A 21,605-nucleotide genomic window follows, 5' to 3' on the forward strand; every position below is an offset into this window, starting at 1 on the left:
CTTCGCCGCCGCGACCGATGTTATGATGAATGTCAATTCCTTAACATTGCGGACTGCTTGCCGTGGCCGCGAAGAACCCATGATCGAATTCCAGGGCCTGTCCAAAACCTACGGCGGCTTCGACGCCGTCAAGCCGCTGTCGATGACCGTCCGGCGCGGCGAAGTGTTCGGCTTCCTTGGTCCCAACGGCGCCGGCAAGACCACCACCATCCGCATGATGATGGGCATCCTGGTGCCGAGCGGCGGCAAGGTGCTCATCGACGGCCTCGATTGCCACGCCGACGCGACCGAAGTTAAACGCCGCGTGGGCTACCTGCCCGACACGCCGATCTTCTACGACTACCTGCGCGGGCGCGAGATCCTGCAATTCGTCGGCGAGATGCACGGCTATTCGCGCGCCGAGGCGGCCGGGCGCAGCGCGCGCCTGATCGCCGAATTCGGCCTGCAGGAAGCCGGCGAGGACTACGCCGTCAACTACTCGCTGGGCATGAAGAAGCGCCTCGGCCTGGCCTGCGCGCTGATCCACGAACCGGCGGTGCTGATCCTCGATGAACCGATCAACGGCCTCGATCCGCGCGCCTCGCGCGAAGTGCAGGAGCGCCTGCTGGCGGCCGCCGCGCAAGGCGTCACCATCTTCGTCTCCACCCACCTGCTGGACATGGCCGAGAAGCTGTGCGACCGGGTCGGCATCATCCATCGCGGCGAGCTGGCGGCCACCGGCACGCTCGACGAGATTCGCGCCAAGGCCGCCACCAGCGGGTCGCTCGAAGACGTCTTCCTGAAGATCACCGACGAAGCCGGCGCAGAGACTCCGCAATGATGCGGCAACCGACGGCGGCGCGCGCCATTTGGCTGATGGCGAAAATGCGCCTGACGCGCCAGGCTAACCAGATCATGGCCAGCGCCATGTTCAGCCGCTTCAAAAAGAAGAAAGCGCGCGACGGCATCGCCGCCAAGCGCGGCAACATGTGGATACTGACGCTGGTGGTGGCGTTGCTGTTTTCGTTCTCGTTCGGCAGCTTGGCGCGCACGGTGATCGTCAACATGCAGTGCCGGCTGGTCGAGGCCAGCGCCTGCCAAAGCGTGGATAAGCAGGGGCGGCGGCATGTGGACGTCGAGATCGCGGCCGACGAACTGCACGCGGCGCCGTTCGATCCCATGCTGCTCAACGGGCTGACGATGGAGCTGACCATCCTGTTCGCGGTCGCCGTGCTGCTCCCGCTGGGCAGCAAGGAAATGGCGCAGCCGGACTGGGATCTCGAATGGCTGGTGACTTTGCCGATCAAGCGCTCCACCTTGTTGTGGGGACGGCTGCTCGAACGCAGCGCCAGCAACAGCGCCGGCATCGTCGCCCTCACCGCGCCGTATGTGATGATCGCCTGGTACTCCGGCTTCAAGTGGGCCGCGCTGCCGATCGCGCTGCTGGCCACCGCGCTGCTGCTGCCGCTGGCGGCGCTGCTGCATACGCTGGCCGACACCGGCCTGCGCATGTGGCTCCCGGCGTCGCAGCTGCGCAATCTGCAGGCGGTTGCCTCGCTGTTCAATATGCCCCTGATTTATCTGGTCATGGCGCTCGGCATGCCGCGTGCCGACGGCTTCGCGATGGAATGGGCGGGGGCATTCCCGTCGTGGATGATCTGGACGCCGCCAGGCGTGGCGCTTCAGGCGATACAGGCGCAGACGTTGGCGCAGTTCGCATCCGCCGCCGCGCTGCTGCTGGCGCAACTGGCCGTATTGTTGTGGAGCGGCGTGGCGCTGATGCGCTACCAGCTGCGCAACGGCGTGGTCGGTTCCAGTTCGCGCGAAAGCACGCGGGGCAAGCCCGTCGCCGTCAAGGCGCCAGCCGGCGCGCTGTCCGCGGTCGGCTCGCTGCTGTCGACGATCCAGCGCCGCGAGCTGCGTCTACTGAGCCGCGACCGCAACTTCCTGGTGCAAACGCTGCTGCTGCCGGTCATCATCGTCGGTAGCCAGGTGGTGTTCAACGGTACGCTGAAGAGCATGGGAGAAATCGGCCAGCACCACACCCTTGCCGCCGCGATCGCGTTCGGCATCGGCGTCTATGTGCTGATGCTGTCGGCCTTTCAGACGCTGAACAACGAAGGCCACGTCCTTTGGCTGCTATACACGGTGCCGCGCCCGATGGAGAGCGTCTTGAAGGAAAAGGCCAAGCTGTGGGGCGTGCTGGCGCTGACCTACCCGCTGATTGTGCTGGTCTTCACCGCCATGCATACCGACGTGTGGGACTGGCGCGCGCTGGTCCTGGCGTTGACGGTGCTCGCCGGTATCCCGATCTACTCGATGATCGCCGTCTCGCTCGGCGTCTTCGCCTGCGACCCGACGGCGGTGGAAGTGCGCACCCGCGTGCGGCCGACCTATGCCTATCTGTACATGCTGCTGGCGAGCTTTTACACCTGGTCGATCTACAGCGACAACTGGGCGCAAAAACTGATCACGATGGTGCTGACGGCGTCCTTCGCGCTGGCCCTGTGGCAGAAGGCGCGCGACGCCCTGCCCTACCTGCTCGATCCGGCCGCAGCGCCGCCGGCACGCGTATCGACCTCGGACGGCTTGATCGCCGCCACCGCTTTCTTCATCATGCAGGGCATCCTGGTGCTGGTGCTCGCCGATGACGCCAAGGCGCCGGGGCTGGATATCATCACGCTGGCCTTCGGTTTGTCCGGCCTGGTGGTCTATGCGCTGGTGCGGCTGATTTACTGGCGCAGCAAAACGGCAAACGTGCCGGTCATCTGGCGCGGCATCCGGCTCGGCGCATCGCTGCGGGATGCGGCAATCGCCATTGCCGTCAGCTGCGCCGTCGCTTTTGCATATCTTTACGCGCTCAAGCACTCGTCGCTGGCGGCGCATCTGCCGGCATTGCCGCAGGCCGCCGACACGCGCCTGTGGCTGTTCGCGCTCACCGTGCTGGCGGCGCCGCTGTGCGAGGAGTTCATCTTCCGTGGTTTGATTTTCGGCGGCCTGCGCCGCTCGATGCCGGCCGCGCAGGCGATCGTCATCAGCGCCGCCGTTTTCGCGGCGGTGCATCCGGCGTTATCGCTGTTGCCGGTGTTTGTGGTGGGATTGTGCACGGCTTGGGTGTATGAGCGCAGCAAGACGCTGCTGGCGCCGATGCTGGTGCACGCGGCTTACAATGCCGCGATGGTTGCGATCCAGTTGTAAATCCGGGCGAAAGCGGTGGTGGCAGGAATTGACTGTTTAATGGCATTTCGCCAGACTTCCCATCTTCGATAATTCCTGACCAACCACCGTCAGGGACTGTCATGCGCACTTTGTTTGTACTCATCCTGCTGATTGGCCGAGTGGCCGTCGCCGGGGAAATCGCCCCCTACCAAAACCGCTTCGACCGCGCCAAACCGGTCGTCGCCGTCATCGCCGAAAACCACGGCACCGAATTGACCGACTTCGTCATCCCCTACGGCGTCATCGCCCGTTCCGGTTCCGCCGAATTGGTCGCGGTGGCCACGCAGGCCGGCCCGGTGAGGATGCTTCCCGCGCTGAAGATCAATCCACAGGCGACGATCGAAGAATTCGACACCCGCTTCCCGGACGGCGCGGACTATCTGATCGTGCCGGCCGTCGCGAAGTCCAGCGATCATGTTTTGCTGGCGTGGGTCGCGGCGCAAGGCGCCAAGGGTGCCACCGTGGTCAGTATCTGCGACGGCGCGCTGGTGGTGGCCAACAGCGGCTTGTTCAAGGGACGGCGCGCCACCGGGCACTGGGCCACGGAATCCTACCGCAAGGAGCACTACCCGGATACGCAATGGATCAACAACGTCCGCTACGTGGCCGACGGCAAAATGGTTTCCAGCGCCGGCGTCAGCGCCGCCTTGCCCACCGCGCTGGCACTGGTCGAAGCGATCGCCGGGCGTGAGCGGGCCGGCGACGTGGCGCGCCAGGTCGCCGGCGGCGACTGGAGCACGGCGCACGACAGCGACATGTTCAAGCCGCGCCTCGGCGCCAACCTGGGCGCCTACATCACCGGCTACACCAATCAGTGGTTCCATCCGGTCGACCAGCTAGGCCTGCCGGTGGCGGCGGGCGTCGATGAAATCGCGCTGGCCTATACCGCCGATGCCTGGTCGCGCAGCAAGCGTAGCCGCGTGTACGCGGTCGCGGCGAGCACGGAGGACGGGGCGGCGCTGCTTACCCTGCACGGCTTGACGCTGCAGCCCGACGGCGAAGGTATCGACGGCTTGCGGATGCTGCCGCCCCTGTCGATCGCCACCCCGCCCGGCAGATCGCTGGACGAGTCGCTGGACGCAATCGCCACGCGATATGGATCAAACACCGCCAAGCTGGTCGCCCTTGAATTCGAATACGCCCGCGCGACCGCCCCCTAGCCGCGCAAGCACGATAAACTGGCAGGTATGAACATGACCATCTCAAGACAAACACTGCGCGTCGTGCTGCTGGCCTACGACGACATGAACCTGCTTGACCTGTGCGGCCCCCTGCAGGCGCTGGCGACCGCCAGCAAGCGCCATCCGGGCGATGGACCCGCCCTGTACGAAACCCTCGTCGCTTCCGCCGACGGAGGCCTGATCACCACCAGCGCCGGATTGCCGGTGGCGACGGTGTCCATCGCCACGCTCGACGGCGTCGCCATCGACACCCTGATCGTCCCCGGCGGCTGCAAAGGCCAGGAATTCAACGCTTCGCCGGCGCTGGTGAACTGGATCGCGCGGCGGGCGCCGCTGGTGCGGCGGCTTTGCTCCGTCTGCACCGGCGCGTTTTTGCTGGCCGCCGCCGGCCAGCTCGAAGGCCGGCGCGCGGCGACGCATTGGGAATGGGTGGACCGCTTGCGCGAGCGCCATCCGGGCGTCGACGTCGACGCCGACAAGATTTTCGTCAAGGATGGTTCGATATGGACCTCGGCCGGCGTCAGCGCCGGCATCGACCTGACGCTGGCGCTGATCGAGGAGGATTACGGCCACCAGATCGCCATCGAAACGGCGCGCCAGCTGGTCGTGTTCATGAAACGCACCGGCGGACAATCGCAATTCAGCGTGCCGCTGGCGGCGCAGTCGCATGAGGGCGGACGTTTCGACGCGCTGCACGCCTGGGTCGCCGCTCACCTGCGCGAGACCTTGACGGTGGAACGCCTCGCCGAGCAAGCCGGCATGTCGGCGCGCACCTTTGCGCGGACCTACGCCGCCCAGCTGGGACGCACGCCGGCAAAGATGGTGGAAGCGATGCGGCTGGAAGCCGCCTGCCGCGCGCTGGAGAAAACCGCGCTGCCTTTGAAGGCGATCGCGGCCAACACGGGCTATGTGGAAGAGCAGAATTTGCGCCGCGTGTTCCAGCGCCAGCTGGGTGTGAGTCCCGGCCAATACCGCGACCGTTTTTCAGCCTGCGCCGTTTAACAATGCTGCCAAGGTACTCCGTCCCCCGTGAAACGCTGGCTAACTGTCCAAATACGGCGCCAGTATCTGTTCGGCCCATTCCATGAAAACGCCTACCCTGCGCGTCAGGTTCTGACGATGTGCCACCACAAACGACACCGGCAGCGGCTCCGGCCGCAGCTCCGGCAGCACCTCCACCAATTCGCCGCGCGCCAGATACTCCGTCAGGCTCGAGAATACGGCCTGGATCAATCCCAGCCCGGCCAGCCCCGCCGCGTGGTAGGTCTGCACGCTGTTGACGCTCACGGAGCCGGCCAGCGCCAGCGTTTCGTAGCCGCCGCCATCGGCCTGCGGATACTCCCATCCAAATGGCCGGCTTCCCAAAGTCGGCGCGTAGTGGACCATGCGATGGCCTTGGGCCAGCAGATCATGTAGCGTGCGGGGTACGCCCTGGCGTCGAAGGTAGTCCGGGCTGGCGACATTCACCATGCGCAGTGCCCCGATCCGGCGCGCCACCAGGGTCTCATCGACAATGGGGCCGATGCGTATCGCGCAGTCCATCCCTTCCTGAATCAAATCGATACGCCGGTCTGTGCTCGATATCTCCAGCTGGACGTGCGGATAGGCGGCCATGAACGAAGGAAGCGAGGGCACGATGGTGCCTCGGGCTAATTCTGTCGGCAAGTCGACGCGCAGGCGTCCGCGCATCGTCGCATCGCTTGCCGCGAACATCGCGTCCAGTTCCTCGGCGTCTGCCAGCAATGCCCGCGCACGGGTGTAGAACATGCGCCCGTCCTCGGTGAGCTGGACGCTGCGCGTCGACCGGTGCAACAGCCGCACCCCCACCGACGCCTCGATACGACGAACGACGTTCGACGCCCTGCCCTTTTGAATGCCCAGGCTTTGCGCCGCGTTGGTGAAGCTGGCCATTTCCGCGATGCGCACGAAAATGGCGAGGGACTCGAGATCCTGCATTGTTTCTTTTTGGAGTAACGATGGGTTTTGATTGACATACTTTATCGCAAAAGTCGACACGGGCATAGTCAAGTCTTCGGGAGCGGACGGCCGCTCCCATGCAAACTGGAGGCGTTATGCGCTACAACCAACTTGGCAGTACGGGACTGTTCGTGTCGGAGCTGTGCCTAGGCACGATGACCTTCGGTCCGGCCGGACAGCAAGGGCTTTACCACGATATCGCGGGCATGGACCAGACGACGGCCGACGCCATCGTCGAACGCTGCCTGAGGGCCGGCGTGAACTTCTTCGACACCGCCGACGTGTACACCCATGGCCAGTCCGAGCGCATGCTGGGGCGTGCGTTCAAAAACCTTGGGGTGGCGCGCAAGGACGTGGTCATCGCCACCAAGGTGTTCAACCCGTCGGGCAGCGGACCGAATGATCGCGGCGCCTCGCGCGCCCACATCATGGATGCTGTCGAAGCAAGCCTGGAGCGTTTGCAGATCGATTACATCGATCTCTATCAAGTCCACGCGAACGATCCGGTGACCCCGTTGGAGGAGACGCTGCGCGCGTTCGATGATCTCGTCTCGCGCGGCCTGGTGCGCTACATCGGCGCCTCGAACTGGCCGGCCTGGCGTCTGGCGAAAGCCCAAGGCATAGCCCAGCAGCGGGGCTTTGCGCGCTTTGAGACATTGCAGGCCTACTACTCCATCGCGGGCCGCGACCTGGAGCGGGAGATCGCTCCCATGCTGGTCGAAGAAAAAGTGGGCCTGATGGTCTGGTCGCCGCTCGCTGGCGGGCTGCTGTCCGGTAAATTCGGCCCCGGGGCAGCGAGCCAAGGACGACGCGCGACCTTCGACTTTCCGCCCGTCGACAGGGATCGTGCCTGGGCGTGCGTGGCTGCGATGCGTCCCATCGCGGAAAAACACGGCGCGAGCGTGGCCGCCGTGGCGCTGGCCTACGTGCTGACCAAACCCTTCGTCACGTCCGTCATCACCGGCGCCAAGGGGCTCGACCAGCTGGAACAGAACCTGGCCGCCGTCGAACTTCAGCTCGACGAAGACGACCTTGCGGCGCTCGATGCCGCCGGGGCGCTGCCGCCGGAGTATCCGGGGTGGATGCTTGAGCGCACCGCTCCCACCCGAATGCCCGCAGGTTCGCAGCAAACGCCGGGCGGCTCGGCCGGTGGAGGCGCGCTATGAGAACGTTTGCGTTGCGTACCTGGCTAAGCTGGGGTCTTGTCGCCTTTTTCGTATTTGCAGGCGTGCTGAATATCGTGGCGCCGGTGTCGCTGCAAGAAGACTATGCGCGATGGGGCTATCCAACCTGGTTCCATTTCGCCACCGGCGCGCTCGAGCTGACGAGCGCCTTGCTGCAAAGCCGCCGCACCACATCGTGGGCGGGCCTCACCCTCGGCATGCTGATCATGGCGTCGGCCGTCGCCACCCTCTCCCTGCACCGCGAGTGGACACACGCAGTGTTCCCCGCGCTGATCCTGGCCGCCCTGACCTTCACGCTGATCGCGCGATCCAGGCGGCTCAAAACCGGTGCCATGGCCAATGGCACATCACCATCACACTAAGGGCTCTATCATGAACGTTACCTCCCCGGCTTTACAAGGCGTCGTCATCTTCCATTCCGGCTACGGCCACACAAAACGGATGGCGGACGCCGTCGCGCAGGGCGCGCAGGCAAGTCTGCTGCAAATCGGTGCCGACGGCAGCTTGCCCGACGAGGACTGGGCCGCCATCGAGACGGCGCACTTCATCATCCTTGGATCGCCGACCTATATGGGAGGACCAAGCTGGCAGTTCAAGAAATTCGCCGACGACTCTTCCAAGCCGTGGTTCGCGGACCAATGGAAGGACAAGATTTTCGGCGGATTCACCAACAGCGCCAGCGTCAATGGCGACAAGCTGGCGACACTGCAGTATTTCACGCTGCTCGCCGCGCAGCACCGTGGCCTTTGGGTCGGCGTCGGCGTGAAGTCGTCCAATACCAAAGCGTCCCAACGGGACGACATCAATCGCATGGGATCTTTTTTGGGCCCGATGGCGCAAACGCCGGCCGATGCCACGCCCGAAGAGATGTCCCCGGGAGACCTGGAGACCGCGCGGCAGTATGGCGCGCGCGTCGCTGAAATCGCCGGCCTGTTCCTGTCGGCGTCGTCGGCGCAGATCGCATAACCGCCGGCGTTGAGCGGCGGTCGATACGCAAGGCCGTCTCCGGGCTTGCGTGTCCGATCAGTCCTGGTAGCGCGGACCGACGGCGGCGAAGCCACCGCCCTGATACACGGTCGCCAGATCGTCCGCCGCCGGGTACACGCCGGTGTCCGGGAACTTGTCGGAGAACTGCACCGAGCTATCCTTCGGCACATAGCCCAGGTGCGCGGCCTTGCTGTTGTCCCACCAGCTGGCCGGGTTGGCCGAGGCGCCGAACAAAATCGTATGGCCCACGCGCGGCGTGAACAGCGAGCAGCGCAGCGCCTCTTCCAGATCGTCGTAGCTCAACCAGGTCACCAGCATGCGCGGGTTGGCCGGCTCGGGGAACGATGAACCGATGCGCAGGCAGACCGTTTCCAGGCCGGTGCGGTCGTAGTAGTAGCGCGACAGCGACTCGCCGAAGCACTTGCTGACGCCATAGAAGCTGTCCGGGCGGGTCGGGCTGTCGGCGTCGATGTAATCGGTCCACTTGTAGTAGCCGATGGTGTGGTTAGAGCTGGCGAAGATGATGCGCTTGGTGCCCTGCTTGTGCGCCGCCTCGTACAGGTTGTAGGTGCCGAGGATATTCGCCTGCATGATGTTTTCAAACGTGTTCTCGGTCGAGATGCCGCCGAAGTGCAATACCGCCTCCACGCCCTCCAGCAGCTTCATGACGGCTGCCTTGTCGGCCAGGTCGCACTGGATGATTTCCTCGCCCTCGCGCGCTTCGCCCATGTCGGCGATATCGGACAGCACCACCACATCGGCCCAAGGCTTGATGCGCTCGCGCAGGACTTTACCCAGGCCGCCGGCGGCGCCGGTCAGCAGCAATCGTTTGAATGGCTTGCTCATTGTTGTTTGTCTCTCGTTCGGTTTTTATTGAAAAGTGATCGTTGAGGGTAAAGCGCGGACGCCAATCAGGCGTCAGGTCACCGGCGCCGGGTTGAACAGCACAAGCGCGTTATGCAGCTTCCACTTCTCGGCCCAGGTTTCGCGGCCGCTGGCCACGTCCAGCACCAGCTGGAACATCTCCCAGCCGACATCGGCGATGGTGGCCTCGCCGCTGGCGATGCGGCCGGCGTTGATGTCCATCAGATCGTGCCAGCGGTTGGCCAGGTCGTTGCGGGTGGCGACCTTGATCACCGGGACTTCCGCCAGGCCGTACGGGGTGCCCCGGCCGGTGGTGAAAATATGGACGTTCATGCCGGCGGCCAGCTGCAAGGTGCCGCAAATGAAATCGCTGGCCGGCGTGGCGGCGTAGATCAAGCCTTTTTGCGTCAGCTTCTCGCCCGGCGACAGCACGCCGGAAATGGCGCTGCTGCCGGATTTGACGATCGAACCCATGGCCTTCTCGACGATGTTGGACAGGCCGCCCTTCTTGTTGCCGGGCGTGGTGTTGGCGCTGCGGTCAACGCCGCCGCGCTGCAGGTAGTTGTCGTACCAGGCCATCTCGCGGATCATCGCGTCGGCCACTTCCGGCGTCGCCGCGCGCGACGTCAACTGGTCGATGCCGTCGCGTACCTCGGTGGTTTCGGAGAACATCACGGTGGCGCCGGCACGCACCAGCAAATCGGTGGCGAAACCGACTGCCGGATTGGCGGTCACGCCGGAGAAGGCGTCGCTGCCGCCGCACTGCACACCGACCACCAGCTCGGAGGCCGGCACGGTCTCGCGCTGGCGCTTGTTCAGGTTGACCAGGTTGGCCTCGGCCTGCTTCATGATCGAGTCGATCATCGACATGAAGCCGACGTGCTGCGCGTCCTGCAGGCACACCAGCGCCGGCTCGGTGCCGCCGCCGTTCTGGATCGGGATCGAACCCTTAGGGAACAGGCGCGTCGGCTGCAGCTTTTCGCAACCGAGGCTGACGACCATGGCCTGTCCGCCGAAGTTCGGATTGAGGGTGATATTGCGCAAGGTGCGGATCGGAATCATCGCACCCGGCGCGTCGATCGCCACGCCGCAGCCGTAGGTATGCTCCAGGCCCACCACGTCGTCGACGTTCGGATACTTGGGCAGCAGTTCTTCCTTGATGCGCTTGACGGCGAATTCCACCACGCCCGATACGCATTGCACGGTGGTGGTGATGGCCAGGATGTTGCGCGTGCCGACGCTGCCGTCCGGATTGCGGAAGCCCTGGAAGGTGTAGCCCTCAAGCGGTTCGGCCGGTGGCTGCAAACGGGTCGAAATCGGCAGGTTGACCAGTTCGCGCGCGTCCGGCATCTGCACATTCTGCTCGTTGAGCCAACTGCCGGCCGGCAGGTCGTCGGCGGCGAAGCCGATGGTGACGTTGTAGCGGATCACGGCCTCGCCCTTGGCGACGTCGCGCAGCGCGACCTTGTGGCCTTGCGGGACCGCTTCCAGCAAGGTCAAGCCGCTGTCGAACACCGCGCCGGCGGGCAGGCCGCCGTCGTTGACAACAATGGCGACGTTATCGTTGTCGTGCATGAGGATGTAGCGCGGCGTGGCGGCGCTAGTCGGTGGCATCATTCTGGCTTCCTTTCCGGGAGTCTCTGCCCGGCTAACGTTGTTTTTTGGTAGCATAAATTGGTCAGACCAATTTGCATATTGGCCGGCCAGCGTTCTGTGTGTATCCGGGGCGCCACAACCTTACAGCCCTGATTCTACCGTGTTTTTAGAGGTTCTTCATCTGGAAAACACGGTCGGAAAGCGGTTACCTGACGAATTTAGTATGACAGCTAAAAATAAATTTGGCTAGTCCACGTTGCCCTTTTGGTCAGACCACCTTAGAATGGCCTGACCAGATGGCCATATCAAAAACGCCACGACCATAACATTAAGAGACAAGAACGATGCTGAAGAGAACTTTAGCGGCCAATGACGGCACCACTCCGGAGACGCGCTTATACCGTCTCGTGGCCGACCGTATCCAAGAGCTGATCCGCGACGAACACATCGCCCCCGGCGAGCGCCTGCCGTCGGAACGCGACCTGGCCACCAAGCTCAGTGTCAGCCGCGCCTCGCTGCGCGAAGCGCTGATCGCGCTGGAACTGGGCGGCGTGATCGAGGTGCGCGGCGGCTCCGGCGTCTACGTCAGCGAGCGCCCCACCCCGGCCGACCTGCCGGAAGCCGGGCCCGGTCCGTTCGAAGTACTGTCCGCGCGCCGCCTGATCGAATCGGAAATCGCCGCCATCGCCGCCCGCGTCGCCACCGACAGCGCCATCGACGCCATCCTCAAGGCGGTCGTCGAGATGGAACAGAACCACTCCAATTATTCAAGCAACGAAGCGGCCGACCGCAACTTCCATATCGCTATCGCGCGCGCCACCGGCAATAGCGCGCTGGTGGGATCCCTCGATTACCTGTGGGACCAGCGCGGCCGCCTGTGGCACAAGCTCAAAGAACACTTCCAGACCGAGGAACTGCGCCAGGAAACGCTGAAGGACCACCGCCGCATCCTGGAGGCGATCGCCGCCCACGATCCGGCGGCCGCGCGCAAGGCCATGCGCGCCCACCTGGAACGCGTCACGCGCACCTTCTCGCGCGGTTGACCACCAAAGATTTGCAGTACCCGCAGTAAAGCAGGAGCGGCCTCGAAGCCGCCCGCTAAAAAAAGTAATCAAGTTATTGACCGTTTGCGACCCCGGACTGTGCCTGCACAGCGACCCTCGTCTCAACGGCACGGAGTACGCGAGGTGCTCCACACACGTTCAATGCCGCCTCGGCGGTTAAGCGTTTAACTTTATTCAAAAAACGAAGGAGACTAGAATGTACAAGCCCGAGCAACCGGTCCAAAGCCGCTCCGCACAACCAAGGCTGATGTTGTCGGCCATTACCCTGGCCGTGCTGACGCTGGCCAACCAGACCGCCGCGCTGGCGCAGGAAGCCGAGGCGCCGATGCAGCGCGTCGAGGTGACCGGTTCGAGCATCAAACGCCTGGCCACCGAGGCCTCGCTGCCGGTCAGCACCGTCAAAGCCGAAGACCTGGTCAAGCAGGGCATGACCACGCTGGCCGACCTGATGATGGCGCTGCCGCAATCGGCGTCGCTGGCGCCGTCCAACGCCGGCTCGGGCACCAACATCAATCTGCGCGGCCTGGGCGTGAACCGCACCCTGGTGCTGTTGAACGGCCGTCGCCTGGCCAACGAGGCGATCGCCGACGGCTACGCCAACCTGGATGTGATTCCAATGAGCGCGATCGCGCGCGTCGAGATCCTGCGCGACGGCGCCTCGTCGATCTACGGCTCCGACGCCATCGGCGGCGTGGTCAACTTCATCACCCGCACGCAGTACGAGGGCCTGGAAGCGACCTTGCAGCACGTGGAAGTGGGCCGTCGCGGCGGCGGCGAAGAGGAACGCGGTACCCTGACTTGGGGTAAGGGCAATCTGGAACGCGACGGCTGGAGCGTTTGGGGCACGGTCGACGCGCACAAGCGCTCGGCCCTGGCGGCGAGCGACCGCGCCAGTCTGAGCTCCCCGGAGCTGCTGACCAGCATCGGCCGTTCGCCATCGCTGGGCACCGGCGGCAACGCCACCCCGGCCAACTTCACCACCGCCACCAACCGCACCGCGCGCAATCCGTACGCCGCCACTGGCTGCGTGGCCCCGTACTCGCTGCCGGGCCGCTCCAACACCTGCGTGCTGGACGCGAACGCCTACGGCAACGCGCTGTACGAAAACCAGCAGGTGACGTTCTACGCCCGCGCCTCGAAGAAGCTCGGCGAAGACCACGTGGTCTCGATCGACTACTCGCGCGGCGAAGAGCACATCATCGGCACCCGCAATCCGACCAACGCGCTGGCCGTCAACGGCGTCCAGCCGCAACTGCCGTCGACCAGCAAATGGTATCCGGGTAACAGCGGCGGCGTGCCGGCGATGTCTGGCTTGAATGGCGCCACCCTGATCCCCACCTGGGCCGTCGCCGACTATGGCGCCGCAGCCACCAAGGACGTGCAGCTGAACCAGCGCGTGGCCATCACCGCCGAAGGCACCATCAAGGGCTGGGACTACAAGACCGGTCTGGTGGTCGGCATCTCCAATCGCGACAACTACTACGACAACGGCTACTTCACCGGCCAGGGTCTGCTCGACGGCCTGCGCAACGGCCAGCTCAATCCATTCGGCCTGCAGGACGCCGCCGGCCGCGCCTACCTGGAAAGCATCAACGTCGACGGCCAGAAGAACCGCGAATCGAAGAGCACCTACAAGGGCGTCGATTTCACCGCCAGCCGCGCCGTAATGGAACTGGGCGGCGGCGACCTGGCGCTGGCCGTCGGCACGAGCTTCAGCCGCGACACCAACGAGGACACGCGCCTCGACATCGTGCGCCAGGTGACCTACGCCAACGCCAGCCCGTCGCACGGCGAAGGTGGCCGCAACGTCGCCGCGCTGTTCGCCGAGCTGGATATGCCGTTCACCAAAAAACTGAATGTCAACGTCGCCGTACGCGACGACCATTTCAGCGACTTCGGCAACACCATCAATCCGAAGGTCAGCTTCCGCTACGAGGCGACCAAGCAGCTGATGTTCCGCGGCTCGGCCAACACCGGCTTCCGCGCTCCAACGCTGTTCGACCGCTACGGCTACCGCCTGCCCGGCGCCACCGGCCTGACCTCGGCGCGCTGGGACGACCCGGTGCTGTGCCCGGGCGGCCGCCCGGGCGTGGCCGGCAGCGGGACCGCGCTGCCGGGCTACGTCTCGGCTAACGTCTGCAACGTGCAGTTGCCGAAGCAGACCGGCAGCAACGCCGACGTCCAGCCGGAAAAATCGAAGGGCTTCACCTTCGGTACCGTGTTCGAGCCGACCGCCACCTCGATGGTGTCGATCGACTACTGGAACATCCGCATGACCGACATGCTGGCGAACTTGCCGGAACAGGTCTACTTCCTCGACCCGACCAAGTACGCGTCGGACTTCGTGCGCAATCCGGACGGCACCATCAACTTCATCCGTAACACCATCATGAACCTGGGTGGCCAGAAGGCGGCCGGTATCGACGTCTCGGCGTCGTATGCTTTCCCGCGCAGCTCCTTCGGCGACTTCAAGGTATCGATCGACGGCACCTACCTGACGCAGTTCGACAATCAGCTCGACAACGGCAGCCCGTACGTGTCGAACGTCGGCCGCTTCGGCCTGGCGTCGAACGGTACAACCAGCAGCTTCCCGATCATCACCTATCGCTGGAAGCACGTGGCCAAGTTGAACTGGGCGCTGGGCAACTGGAACAGCACCCTGACGCAGAACTACAATTCGAAGTACGAAGACCAGAACCTGGTGGCGCAGCAGTACTGGCGCGACATCAACTCGTACAAGAACTGGCAGTGGACAACCACCTATACCGGCTTCAAAAACCTGTCGCTCACCGCCGGCATCACCAATCTGTTCGATGCCAAGCCGCCGGTCACCAACAGCAGCCAGTATAGCAATGGTTATCTGAGCAGCGCCGCCAGCCCGATCGGCCGCGCCTTCAACTTCCGCGCCACCTACAAGTTCTATTAATAGACCCTGATGATGTCGATGGATGCTTGATCAACGGCGCCGGACCGCAGCGATTGCGGCCGGCGCCTTTTTTTATTCGAGAACCCTATGAAACTCCCGTTCAGCTTTCTCGCCGCCGTCGCCTTGTCGATGTGCGCCCATGCCGCCCACGCCGCCGACGCCGCGCCGCCGGTGGTTAAACCGGTGCGCTTCATCCTCGTCGGCGATTCGACGATGGCCAACAACAGCGGCTACGGCGACGCCTTCTGCGCCCGCGTGCAACGTTCGAACACCTGCATCAACCTGGCCCGGGGCGGTCGCAGCTCCGGCAGCTTCCGCGCCGAGGGCCGCTGGGACGAGGTCGAGGGACTGCTGCGCGGCAGCGCCGCCTATCGCGCCACCTATGTGCTGATCCAGTTCGGCCATAACGACCAGCCGGGAAAACCCGGCCGCTCGACCGATCTCAAAACCGAATTCCCGGTCAATATGGCCCGCTACGCGCAGGAAGTGAAAGCGCTTGGCGGCGTTCCCGTGCTGGTCACGCCGCTGACGCGCCGTACCTTCAAGGAGAACGTCCTGGAAAACAATCTGCAGCCATGGGCCGACGTGATCCGCGCCACCGCCGCCGCCCAGCGCGTGCCGCTGCTGGACCTGAACGCCGACAGCTACGCCGCCGTGCAGGCGATGGGCCAGGACGAAGCCGACACGCTGGCGATGGCCCCGCGTCCGGAGAAAACCGCCGAAGCCGCACCGGCGCCGGCCGCCGGCAAGGTGGAAGTCGCCGGCGCCGCCAAATCCGCCTTCGACCGCACCCACGTCGGCCCGAAAGGCGCCGCGTTTTTCTCCAACATGGTGGTGGAGGAGATGAAGCGCGCCGTGCCGGAAAGCGCGGGCATGTTCAAGCGCGAGGGCGAACAGTGAAGCTGGCGCATTCGGTTTTTGCCGCCGCAGCGCTGATGGTTGCCAGCGGCGCGTGGGCGGGGCAGTCGCAGGCCGTGGCCTCGAGCACCCGCCCACAACTGAGCGCCGCGCAAGCCAGACAATTCGCTTACGGCGAAGTGCTCAAGTACGTCGGCGCCGCCGGCAAGGAAATCGTCGATCCCTGGGACCCGCTGGCCGACCCGCTGGCCAAGGGCGCCGCGTTCACGCCCAACTACATCGTCGACCAGGCCGCGAAGGCGGACGGCGTGAAAACGTTCAACACCATCCAGCAGGCGGTCAACCGCGCGGTGCTCGATAGCGCCGCGTATCCGGCCAGGCGCCTGTACATGCTGGTCAAACCCGGGACCTATCAGGAGCTGGTCTACGTCCCCGCCAGCACCGCGCCGCTGACGATGTATGGCGACGGCAAGGACCCCGTCGCCGCCACCGTCACCGCCAAGCTGGATGCCTCGATCACCGGCGCCGCCTACGCCGCGCAATACGGCGCGCAGTTCGCCAAAGCGGCGCCGGACGCGCAGGCGATGTACGCGACGATCAAGGACCGCGCGGTCATCGGCACCTTCGGCACCGCCACCGTCTGGGTACAAAACAACGGCTTCCAGGCGCGCAACCTGACATTCGAAAACGGCTACAACAAGGACATCGGCAATGCCAGGGCGGAATCGCTCCCGAACGTCAACAACGTGCACCACCAGGCCCTGGCGTTGCAGGTGGACGGCGCGGACAAGGCGCAATTCGAGAACATCCGCCTGATCGGCTTCCAGGACACGCTGTACCTCAAGTCGCCGCGCATCGGCAGCACTTCGCGCAGCTTCTTCAACAAGTCCTATATCGAAGGCGACGTCGATTTCATTTTCGGCGACAGCACCGCCTACTTTTACCAAACCGAGATCAAATCGATCGGCGACCGTGGCCTGTCGTATGTCGCGGCGCCGGACACGCATTTGAAAACCAAATACGGCTTCGTCTTCGACAACTGCCGCTTCACGCACGACGGCTCGGCCAACGCGCGGCGAGGCACGTTCTACCTGCTGCGCCAGTGGTTCCACAGCTCCCGCTGCACGCCGTACGCACCGGTGCCGACCGAGGGCTACGCCTGTCTCCTGGGCGACACCAACGGCTATCAGGCGCCGACCGGCACCGTTGCCCGCGTATCCCTGGAGGCGGTCGGCAAGATGGTCGTGCTCAATTCCCGCATAGGCGCCCATATCAACCGCGGCAAGCCTTGGTCGGACTGGAACAAGCCAGGTGCCCTGTCTTACCGTCCGGCGCAATACAACTCGGACGACTACTGGAACAATTTGATCAAGGCCGGCATCGACCCGGTCAGGGATCTCGGCTACACCGCAAAACCTACTCCCGCCGATATCTTCATCGGTGAATTCAACAATCAGGACGAATAAGGAACACAGCATGTCTATCAATACCCAGCGCCGCAGTTTGATGAAAGCCCTGCCGGCCGCCGGCCTGACGCTCGGCCTTCCCGTTACCGCCAGTGCCGCCACCGCGCCCGATCCATGGCTGCAGGCGCAAGCGATCGTCGACCACGTCTCCAGGCCGCTCAAGTTCCGCAAACAGGATTTCGACATCACCGCCTACGGCGCCAGGACCTGCAAGCTGTCCAAGGTCAAGGCCTGGATCTCGTTCGAGGAACAGGACACCATCGACACCCCGGTGGCCGGATCGCCCGACTGCTACGCCGCCATCCGCGACGCCATCAAGGCCTGTAGCGACGCCGGCGGCGGCCGCGTCGTCATCCCGGCCGGCGACTGGTACTGCGCCGGCCCGATCGTGCTGCTGTCGAACGTGAACGTGCACCTGAGCGCCAAGGCCCACGTCTACTTCAGCCACAAGCCGGAGGACTACGCCAAGTACGGCGACATCGATTGCGGCAAGCATGGCAAGCTGTCGATCTCGCGCTGGCAGAGCAACGACGTGCTGAATTATTCTTCGATGATCTACGCCTACAACCAGCACAACATCGCGCTGACCGGCGACGACTGGACCAGCACCCTGGACGGCCAGGGCGGCGTGCCGTTCAACGACGAAGGTGACTGCTGGTGGACCTGGAAGGGCAAGCAAAAAACCATCAACTCCATTGGCCAGGGCACCACGCCCAACTTCAAGGCCGGCAAAATGTCGGAGAATACGGAGAACCCGCTCAACGCCATGTCGCTGGCGACGGTCGCGCCGAACCTGACCGAGGCCGAGCGCCTGCTGATCCAGGGTGAAGGCCAGCGGTGGCGCGCCGACGCGCAGTATCTGCCGGCGTTGTCCGAAGCGGGCGTGCCGCTGTCGAAGCGCGTGTTCGGCGTCGGCCACTATCTGCGTCCGCCGATGATCCAGCTGATCGGCTGCACCAACGTGCTGCTGCAGGGTTATCACGTGACGCGCACGCCGTTCTGGATGCACCACCCGGTCCACTGCCGCAATTTCGTCATCCGCAAGGTGCACTGCGAAAGCCATGGCCCCAACAGCGACGGCTTCGATCCGGAGGCCTGCGACCACGTGCTGGTCGATGGCTGCACCTTCGACACAGGCGACGACTGCATCGCCATCAAGGCCGGCAAGGACCTGGACACGCAATTCGGCCCGTCGCAGAATATCGTGATCCAGAACTGCATCATGCACAGCGGCCATGGCGGCGTGACCCTGGGCAGCGAGATGGCCGGCGGCATCCAGAACGTGTTCGCTCAAAAGCTGGTGTTCGAAAACGCCAACTGGAAGACCAACCCGCTCAACACCGCGATCCGCATGAAGACCAACATGAATCGCGGCGGCTACCTGCGCAATTTCTACGTGCGCGATTGCACTGTACCGAATGGCGTGCAGCTGTCGCCATCGTTCTACGCGTCGCTGCCAGGGTCGCCGATCCAGTCGAAGACCGTGGCAACGGCGGCCGGCGCCATCGTCACCTTCGATTGCGACTACACGCCGATCAGCGACAACGTGCGTACCCGCCCGCCGGTGGTGTCGAACATCCATATCTCCAACATCAAGGTCGGCAACGTGACCAAGGATGGCAAGACCGCGTCGTGCTTCCAGGCGATCGTGATACTGGGACCTGTAGCGTCGGACTACAACGGTCCGGGCCCGATGCCGCCGGTGGTGCCGGTGACCGACGTGACCATCACCGACTGCGATTTCGGCGCCCCGGTCAACGCCGCGCAGCCTTGGTTCCTGTACAACGTCAAAGGCCTGACCTTGAAAAACGTCACCATCGGCGGCAAGGTCCACAACACCACGCTCAACGCCTGAGGATAGCCATGGCAATCGACCGGCGCGCTGTACTAAGGAGGCTGCCGGCGCTGCTGGCCGCCATGACGTTGCCGGCCGCCGTGGCGCCCGCCCTGGCGCTGGAAGTGGCGCCACTGGCCTTACCGGCCAGCGGCGCGCGCAACGTCAATCCGGATACCCATCTGGTGCTGCGTTTCGCGCAGCCACCGATGCTCGGCAAGTCCGGCCGCATCCGCATTTACGATGCGGCGGACGACCGGCTTGTCGATACGCTGGACCTTGCCATTCCGGCCGGTCCGACCGAACGCACCAAGCTGCCGGCCGCGCCATATCTGGCAACGCCCTACCCTTATCCGGACGGGCCGCGCCGCACCAATGCCAATACCAGGGCGGGGATGCCTTCGGCCGGCGCCGAGCCCACGCCGGACAGCTACCAGTTGACCATCATCGGGGGCTTTACGGACGGCTTCCACTTCCATCCCGTGATCGTCAGGGGGAACACTGCGACCATCTACCCGCATCACAATCTGCTTGACTACGGCAAGCGCTATTACGTGCAGATCGATCCGGGCGTGATCGTCGGCTTCAAGGGCATCAGCGGAAAGAAGGCATGGGGTTTTAGCACCAAGGCCATGCCGCCCCGCGCGGACATCGAACGCGTGACGGTCAACGCCGATGGCAGCGGCGATTTCAATACCGTGCAAGGCGCGCTGGACTTCGTTCCGGACCATCCCGCGCGGCGCACCACGATCTTCGTGCACAACGGCGACTACGAGGAGATCGTCTATTTCCGGCGCAAGTCGAACCTGACAATCGAGGGCGAGCATCGCAGCAAGGTGCGGGTCCACTATGCCAACAACGAGGTATTTAATCCGCATCCGGCCAATATCAGCACCAACGAAGCGCCCGGCACTTTTCCGTCCCGCCGCGCGGCCTTCGCCGCCGACAACGTCAAAGGCGTCCATCTGAAGAACATGACGCTGCAGACGACATTGGAGGGGCAGGCGGAAGGCTTGCTGATCACGGGTGAGGAAAACATGGTCAGCGATGTCACCGTCATCGGCTCCGGCGACGCGTTGCAGGTCAACGGCAGCACCTATCTGAAGGGTGTGAAGATCATCGGCCACGGCGATACCATCCTCGGACGCGGACCGGCGTTCTTCCGCCGCTGCGAGATCGAATCGCGTGGGCCGTTTATGTGGATACGCAATACGTCCGCCAACCACGGAAATGTGTTCGTCGATTGCCGCTTCAGCGCCATTGGCGATGGCCAGCCGCACCTTGCGCGCTCTCCTGTCAACAAGGGCAAGGGTTATCCGTATGCGGAGGCGGTTCTGATCAATGCCACGTTGAGCGGCGTCAGTCCGCAAGGCTGGGGCGAGCTAGGCGGCGACGCTTCCAACGTACGCTTCTGGGAGTACAACAGCCGCAATGTCGATGGCACGCCGGTCGATGTCAGCAAGCGCCATCCGGCCTCGCGCCAACTGACGAGGGAGCGGGATGCGGAGCTGATAAATAACTACAGCACGCCGTCGTGGGTGTTGGGCGGCTGGGCGCCGCCAACAACAGACGGGCCCGTGTCCGAATGACAGACTTGACCCCGATCTGACCGTGCAGAACCGTACCGACACACTGCAAGGTTGGTGTGTAACATCAAGCTAGTTTTTCAACTTTGTTTGATGGACACATGGAGAATTATATGAAAATCGGAATCATTGGTGCAGGTAATATCGGCAGCGCCCTTGCCATGCAGCTGACCAAGCTTGGTCACTCGGTACACATCGCCAACTCGCGCGGGCCAGAAACATTGAATGACGTCGCGCAAAAAACCGGAGCGCAGCCTGTCACGATCCAGGAAGCCGCCAGTTATGGCGAAATTCTCGTGGTCACCATTCCTCTCAAAAACATTCCTGATTTACCAAAGGACCTGTTTACCGGTGTTGCAGCCGGCGTGCCGATTATTGACACGAGTAACTATTACCCTATCCTTCGCGACGGCCGTATTCCGGAGCTGGAAACCGGTGAGCTCACCGAAAGCGAATGGGTGCAGCAGCACTTGGGCCGTAAGGTGGTGAAGGTGTTTAACAATATCCACGCCGAACACATCCCAACCAAGGGTCTGCCCAAAGGCACGGCAGGCCGTGTTGCACTGCCGGTCGCCAGCGACGACGCCGCGGCCAAGCAAAAAGTCATGGCGCTGGTCGAGGAACTGGGCTTTGACGCCGTCGATGACGGCAGCCTGCACGAGTCGTGGCGTCAGCAACCGGGTACGCCAGCCTACGGCGCCGATCTGACCGCCGACAAACTGACTGAGCTTTTCAACAAGCTGGGGCCAAAGCGCACCGAAGCGCAACACGCTGAGTACCTGGCCAATCACGCCAAACTGGAACGTGAGATGGCTGCAAAGGGCTCGAACTAAAGTAACTTGCCGCTGTGCTCACACGGCGAATTGAAAAAGGGCAGACGCTAT

At 63.9% G+C, this 21,605-nt stretch carries 17 protein-coding genes; 14 read left to right on the forward strand and 3 right to left on the reverse strand.

The window, feature by feature from the left end; genetic code table 11:
• The first annotated feature begins 79 nt into the window (after window positions 1-79).
• The 4 genes from NHH73_26625 (at window position 80) to NHH73_26640 (ending at window position 5,381) form a co-directional block, all read left to right on the forward strand.
• Complete coding sequence (locus tag NHH73_26625; GenBank protein USX26096.1) at window positions 80-820, forward strand: ABC transporter ATP-binding protein; 741 nt, start codon at window positions 80-82, stop codon at window positions 818-820.
• Complete coding sequence (locus NHH73_26630) at window positions 817-3,177, forward strand: CPBP family intramembrane metalloprotease (protein USX26097.1); 2,361 nt, start codon at window positions 817-819, stop codon at window positions 3,175-3,177. The genes NHH73_26625 and NHH73_26630 overlap by 4 nt, the downstream gene beginning before the upstream one ends.
• Before the next feature lie 101 nt (window positions 3,178-3,278).
• A complete protein-coding gene (locus tag NHH73_26635; protein ID USX26098.1) occupies window positions 3,279-4,358 on the forward strand; it encodes a DJ-1/PfpI family protein in 1,080 nt (359 codons plus the stop codon).
• 33 nt (window positions 4,359-4,391) lie between these two features.
• A complete protein-coding gene (locus NHH73_26640; GenBank protein ID USX26099.1) occupies window positions 4,392-5,381 on the forward strand; it encodes a GlxA family transcriptional regulator in 990 nt (329 codons plus the stop codon).
• 39 nt (window positions 5,382-5,420) lie between these two features.
• Here the strand turns inward: NHH73_26640 and NHH73_26645 are convergent, their stop codons facing one another.
• Entirely contained in the window at window positions 5,421-6,335 is a 915-nt protein-coding gene (locus NHH73_26645; protein USX26100.1) for a LysR family transcriptional regulator, read from the reverse strand.
• A gap of 116 nt (window positions 6,336-6,451) precedes the next feature.
• On the opposite strand from NHH73_26645, the gene NHH73_26650 reads away from it, so the two are divergent.
• From NHH73_26650 to NHH73_26660, 3 genes are read left to right on the forward strand one after another with little or no spacing between them, the layout of a single operon-like run.
• Window positions 6,452-7,522 (forward strand): aldo/keto reductase, encoded by a 1,071-nt coding sequence (locus NHH73_26650; protein USX26101.1) that lies wholly within the window; start codon window positions 6,452-6,454, stop codon window positions 7,520-7,522.
• Window positions 7,519-7,902, forward strand: a complete 384-nt coding sequence (locus NHH73_26655) for a DoxX family protein (GenBank protein USX26102.1) — start codon at window positions 7,519-7,521, stop codon at window positions 7,900-7,902. Before NHH73_26650 ends, NHH73_26655 begins: the two co-directional genes overlap by 4 nt.
• Before the next feature lie 10 nt (window positions 7,903-7,912).
• Window positions 7,913-8,506 carry a flavodoxin family protein gene (locus NHH73_26660; GenBank protein USX26103.1) on the forward strand — a complete coding sequence of 198 codons (594 nt, stop codon included), beginning with the start codon at window positions 7,913-7,915 and terminating at the stop codon, window positions 8,504-8,506.
• Between the two features lie 57 nt (window positions 8,507-8,563).
• Here NHH73_26660 and NHH73_26665 read toward each other — a convergent pair whose 3' ends face one another.
• Window positions 8,564-9,373, reverse strand: coding sequence for an NAD(P)-dependent oxidoreductase (locus NHH73_26665; protein ID USX26104.1), 810 nt, complete (start codon window positions 9,371-9,373; stop codon window positions 8,564-8,566).
• A 72-nt stretch (window positions 9,374-9,445) separates the two neighbouring features.
• A complete protein-coding gene (garD, locus tag NHH73_26670) occupies window positions 9,446-11,008 on the reverse strand; it encodes a galactarate dehydratase (protein ID USX26105.1) in 1,563 nt (520 codons plus the stop codon).
• Window positions 11,009-11,331: 323 nt separating this feature from the next.
• Here garD and NHH73_26675 point away from each other — a divergent pair, with 323 nt between their 5' ends.
• The 7 genes from NHH73_26675 (at window position 11,332) to NHH73_26705 (ending at window position 21,554) form a co-directional block, all read left to right on the forward strand.
• Window positions 11,332-12,030 (forward strand): FadR family transcriptional regulator, encoded by a 699-nt coding sequence (locus NHH73_26675; GenBank protein ID USX26106.1) that lies wholly within the window; start codon window positions 11,332-11,334, stop codon window positions 12,028-12,030.
• A 217-nt stretch (window positions 12,031-12,247) separates the two neighbouring features.
• Window positions 12,248-14,977, forward strand: a complete 2,730-nt coding sequence (locus NHH73_26680) for a TonB-dependent receptor (GenBank protein USX26107.1) — start codon at window positions 12,248-12,250, stop codon at window positions 14,975-14,977.
• Between the two features lie 87 nt (window positions 14,978-15,064).
• Entirely contained in the window at window positions 15,065-15,877 is an 813-nt protein-coding gene (locus NHH73_26685; GenBank protein ID USX26108.1) for a rhamnogalacturonan acetylesterase, read from the forward strand.
• Window positions 15,874-17,301, forward strand: a complete 1,428-nt coding sequence (locus NHH73_26690) for a pectinesterase family protein (protein ID USX26109.1) — start codon at window positions 15,874-15,876, stop codon at window positions 17,299-17,301. The genes NHH73_26685 and NHH73_26690 overlap by 4 nt, the downstream gene beginning before the upstream one ends.
• A gap of 10 nt (window positions 17,302-17,311) precedes the next feature.
• A complete protein-coding gene (locus NHH73_26695) occupies window positions 17,312-19,156 on the forward strand; it encodes a glycoside hydrolase family 28 protein (protein USX26110.1) in 1,845 nt (614 codons plus the stop codon).
• Window positions 19,157-19,164: 8 nt separating this feature from the next.
• On the forward strand, window positions 19,165-20,724 hold the full coding sequence (locus NHH73_26700; GenBank protein ID USX26111.1) for a pectinesterase family protein: 1,560 nt from the start codon (window positions 19,165-19,167) through the stop codon (window positions 20,722-20,724).
• Between the two features lie 110 nt (window positions 20,725-20,834).
• The gene (locus NHH73_26705; protein USX26112.1) at window positions 20,835-21,554 is read left to right on the forward strand and encodes an NAD(P)-binding domain-containing protein; all 720 of its coding nucleotides are present in this window, start codon (window positions 20,835-20,837) and stop codon (window positions 21,552-21,554) included.
• Window positions 21,555-21,605: the final 51 nt, after the last annotated feature.

The organism is Oxalobacteraceae bacterium OTU3CINTB1 (genome assembly GCA_024123955.1).
In the GTDB taxonomy this organism is placed as follows: Bacteria; Pseudomonadota; Gammaproteobacteria; order Burkholderiales; family Burkholderiaceae_D; genus Rugamonas.

Coding starts and splice junctions, on each gene's coding strand:
- NHH73_26665 (USX26104.1), bottom strand. CDS start 9,373: ATGAGCAAGCCATTCAAACGATTGCTGCTGACCGGCGCCGCCGGCGGC.
- garD (USX26105.1), bottom strand. CDS start 11,008: ATGATGCCACCGACTAGCGCCGCCACGCCGCGCTACATCCTCATGCAC.
- NHH73_26655 (USX26102.1), top strand. CDS start 7,519: ATGAGAACGTTTGCGTTGCGTACCTGGCTAAGCTGGGGTCTTGTCGCC.
- NHH73_26660 (USX26103.1), top strand. CDS start 7,913: ATGAACGTTACCTCCCCGGCTTTACAAGGCGTCGTCATCTTCCATTCC.
- NHH73_26645 (USX26100.1), bottom strand. CDS start 6,335: ATGCAGGATCTCGAGTCCCTCGCCATTTTCGTGCGCATCGCGGAAATG.
- NHH73_26705 (USX26112.1), top strand. CDS start 20,835: ATGAAAATCGGAATCATTGGTGCAGGTAATATCGGCAGCGCCCTTGCC.
- NHH73_26635 (USX26098.1), top strand. CDS start 3,279: ATGCGCACTTTGTTTGTACTCATCCTGCTGATTGGCCGAGTGGCCGTC.
- NHH73_26640 (USX26099.1), top strand. CDS start 4,392: ATGACCATCTCAAGACAAACACTGCGCGTCGTGCTGCTGGCCTACGAC.
- NHH73_26625 (USX26096.1), top strand. CDS start 80: ATGATCGAATTCCAGGGCCTGTCCAAAACCTACGGCGGCTTCGACGCC.
- NHH73_26700 (USX26111.1), top strand. CDS start 19,165: ATGGCAATCGACCGGCGCGCTGTACTAAGGAGGCTGCCGGCGCTGCTG.
- NHH73_26675 (USX26106.1), top strand. CDS start 11,332: ATGCTGAAGAGAACTTTAGCGGCCAATGACGGCACCACTCCGGAGACG.
- NHH73_26630 (USX26097.1), top strand. CDS start 817: ATGATGCGGCAACCGACGGCGGCGCGCGCCATTTGGCTGATGGCGAAA.
- NHH73_26650 (USX26101.1), top strand. CDS start 6,452: ATGCGCTACAACCAACTTGGCAGTACGGGACTGTTCGTGTCGGAGCTG.
- NHH73_26685 (USX26108.1), top strand. CDS start 15,065: ATGAAACTCCCGTTCAGCTTTCTCGCCGCCGTCGCCTTGTCGATGTGC.
- NHH73_26680 (USX26107.1), top strand. CDS start 12,248: ATGTACAAGCCCGAGCAACCGGTCCAAAGCCGCTCCGCACAACCAAGG.
- NHH73_26695 (USX26110.1), top strand. CDS start 17,312: ATGTCTATCAATACCCAGCGCCGCAGTTTGATGAAAGCCCTGCCGGCC.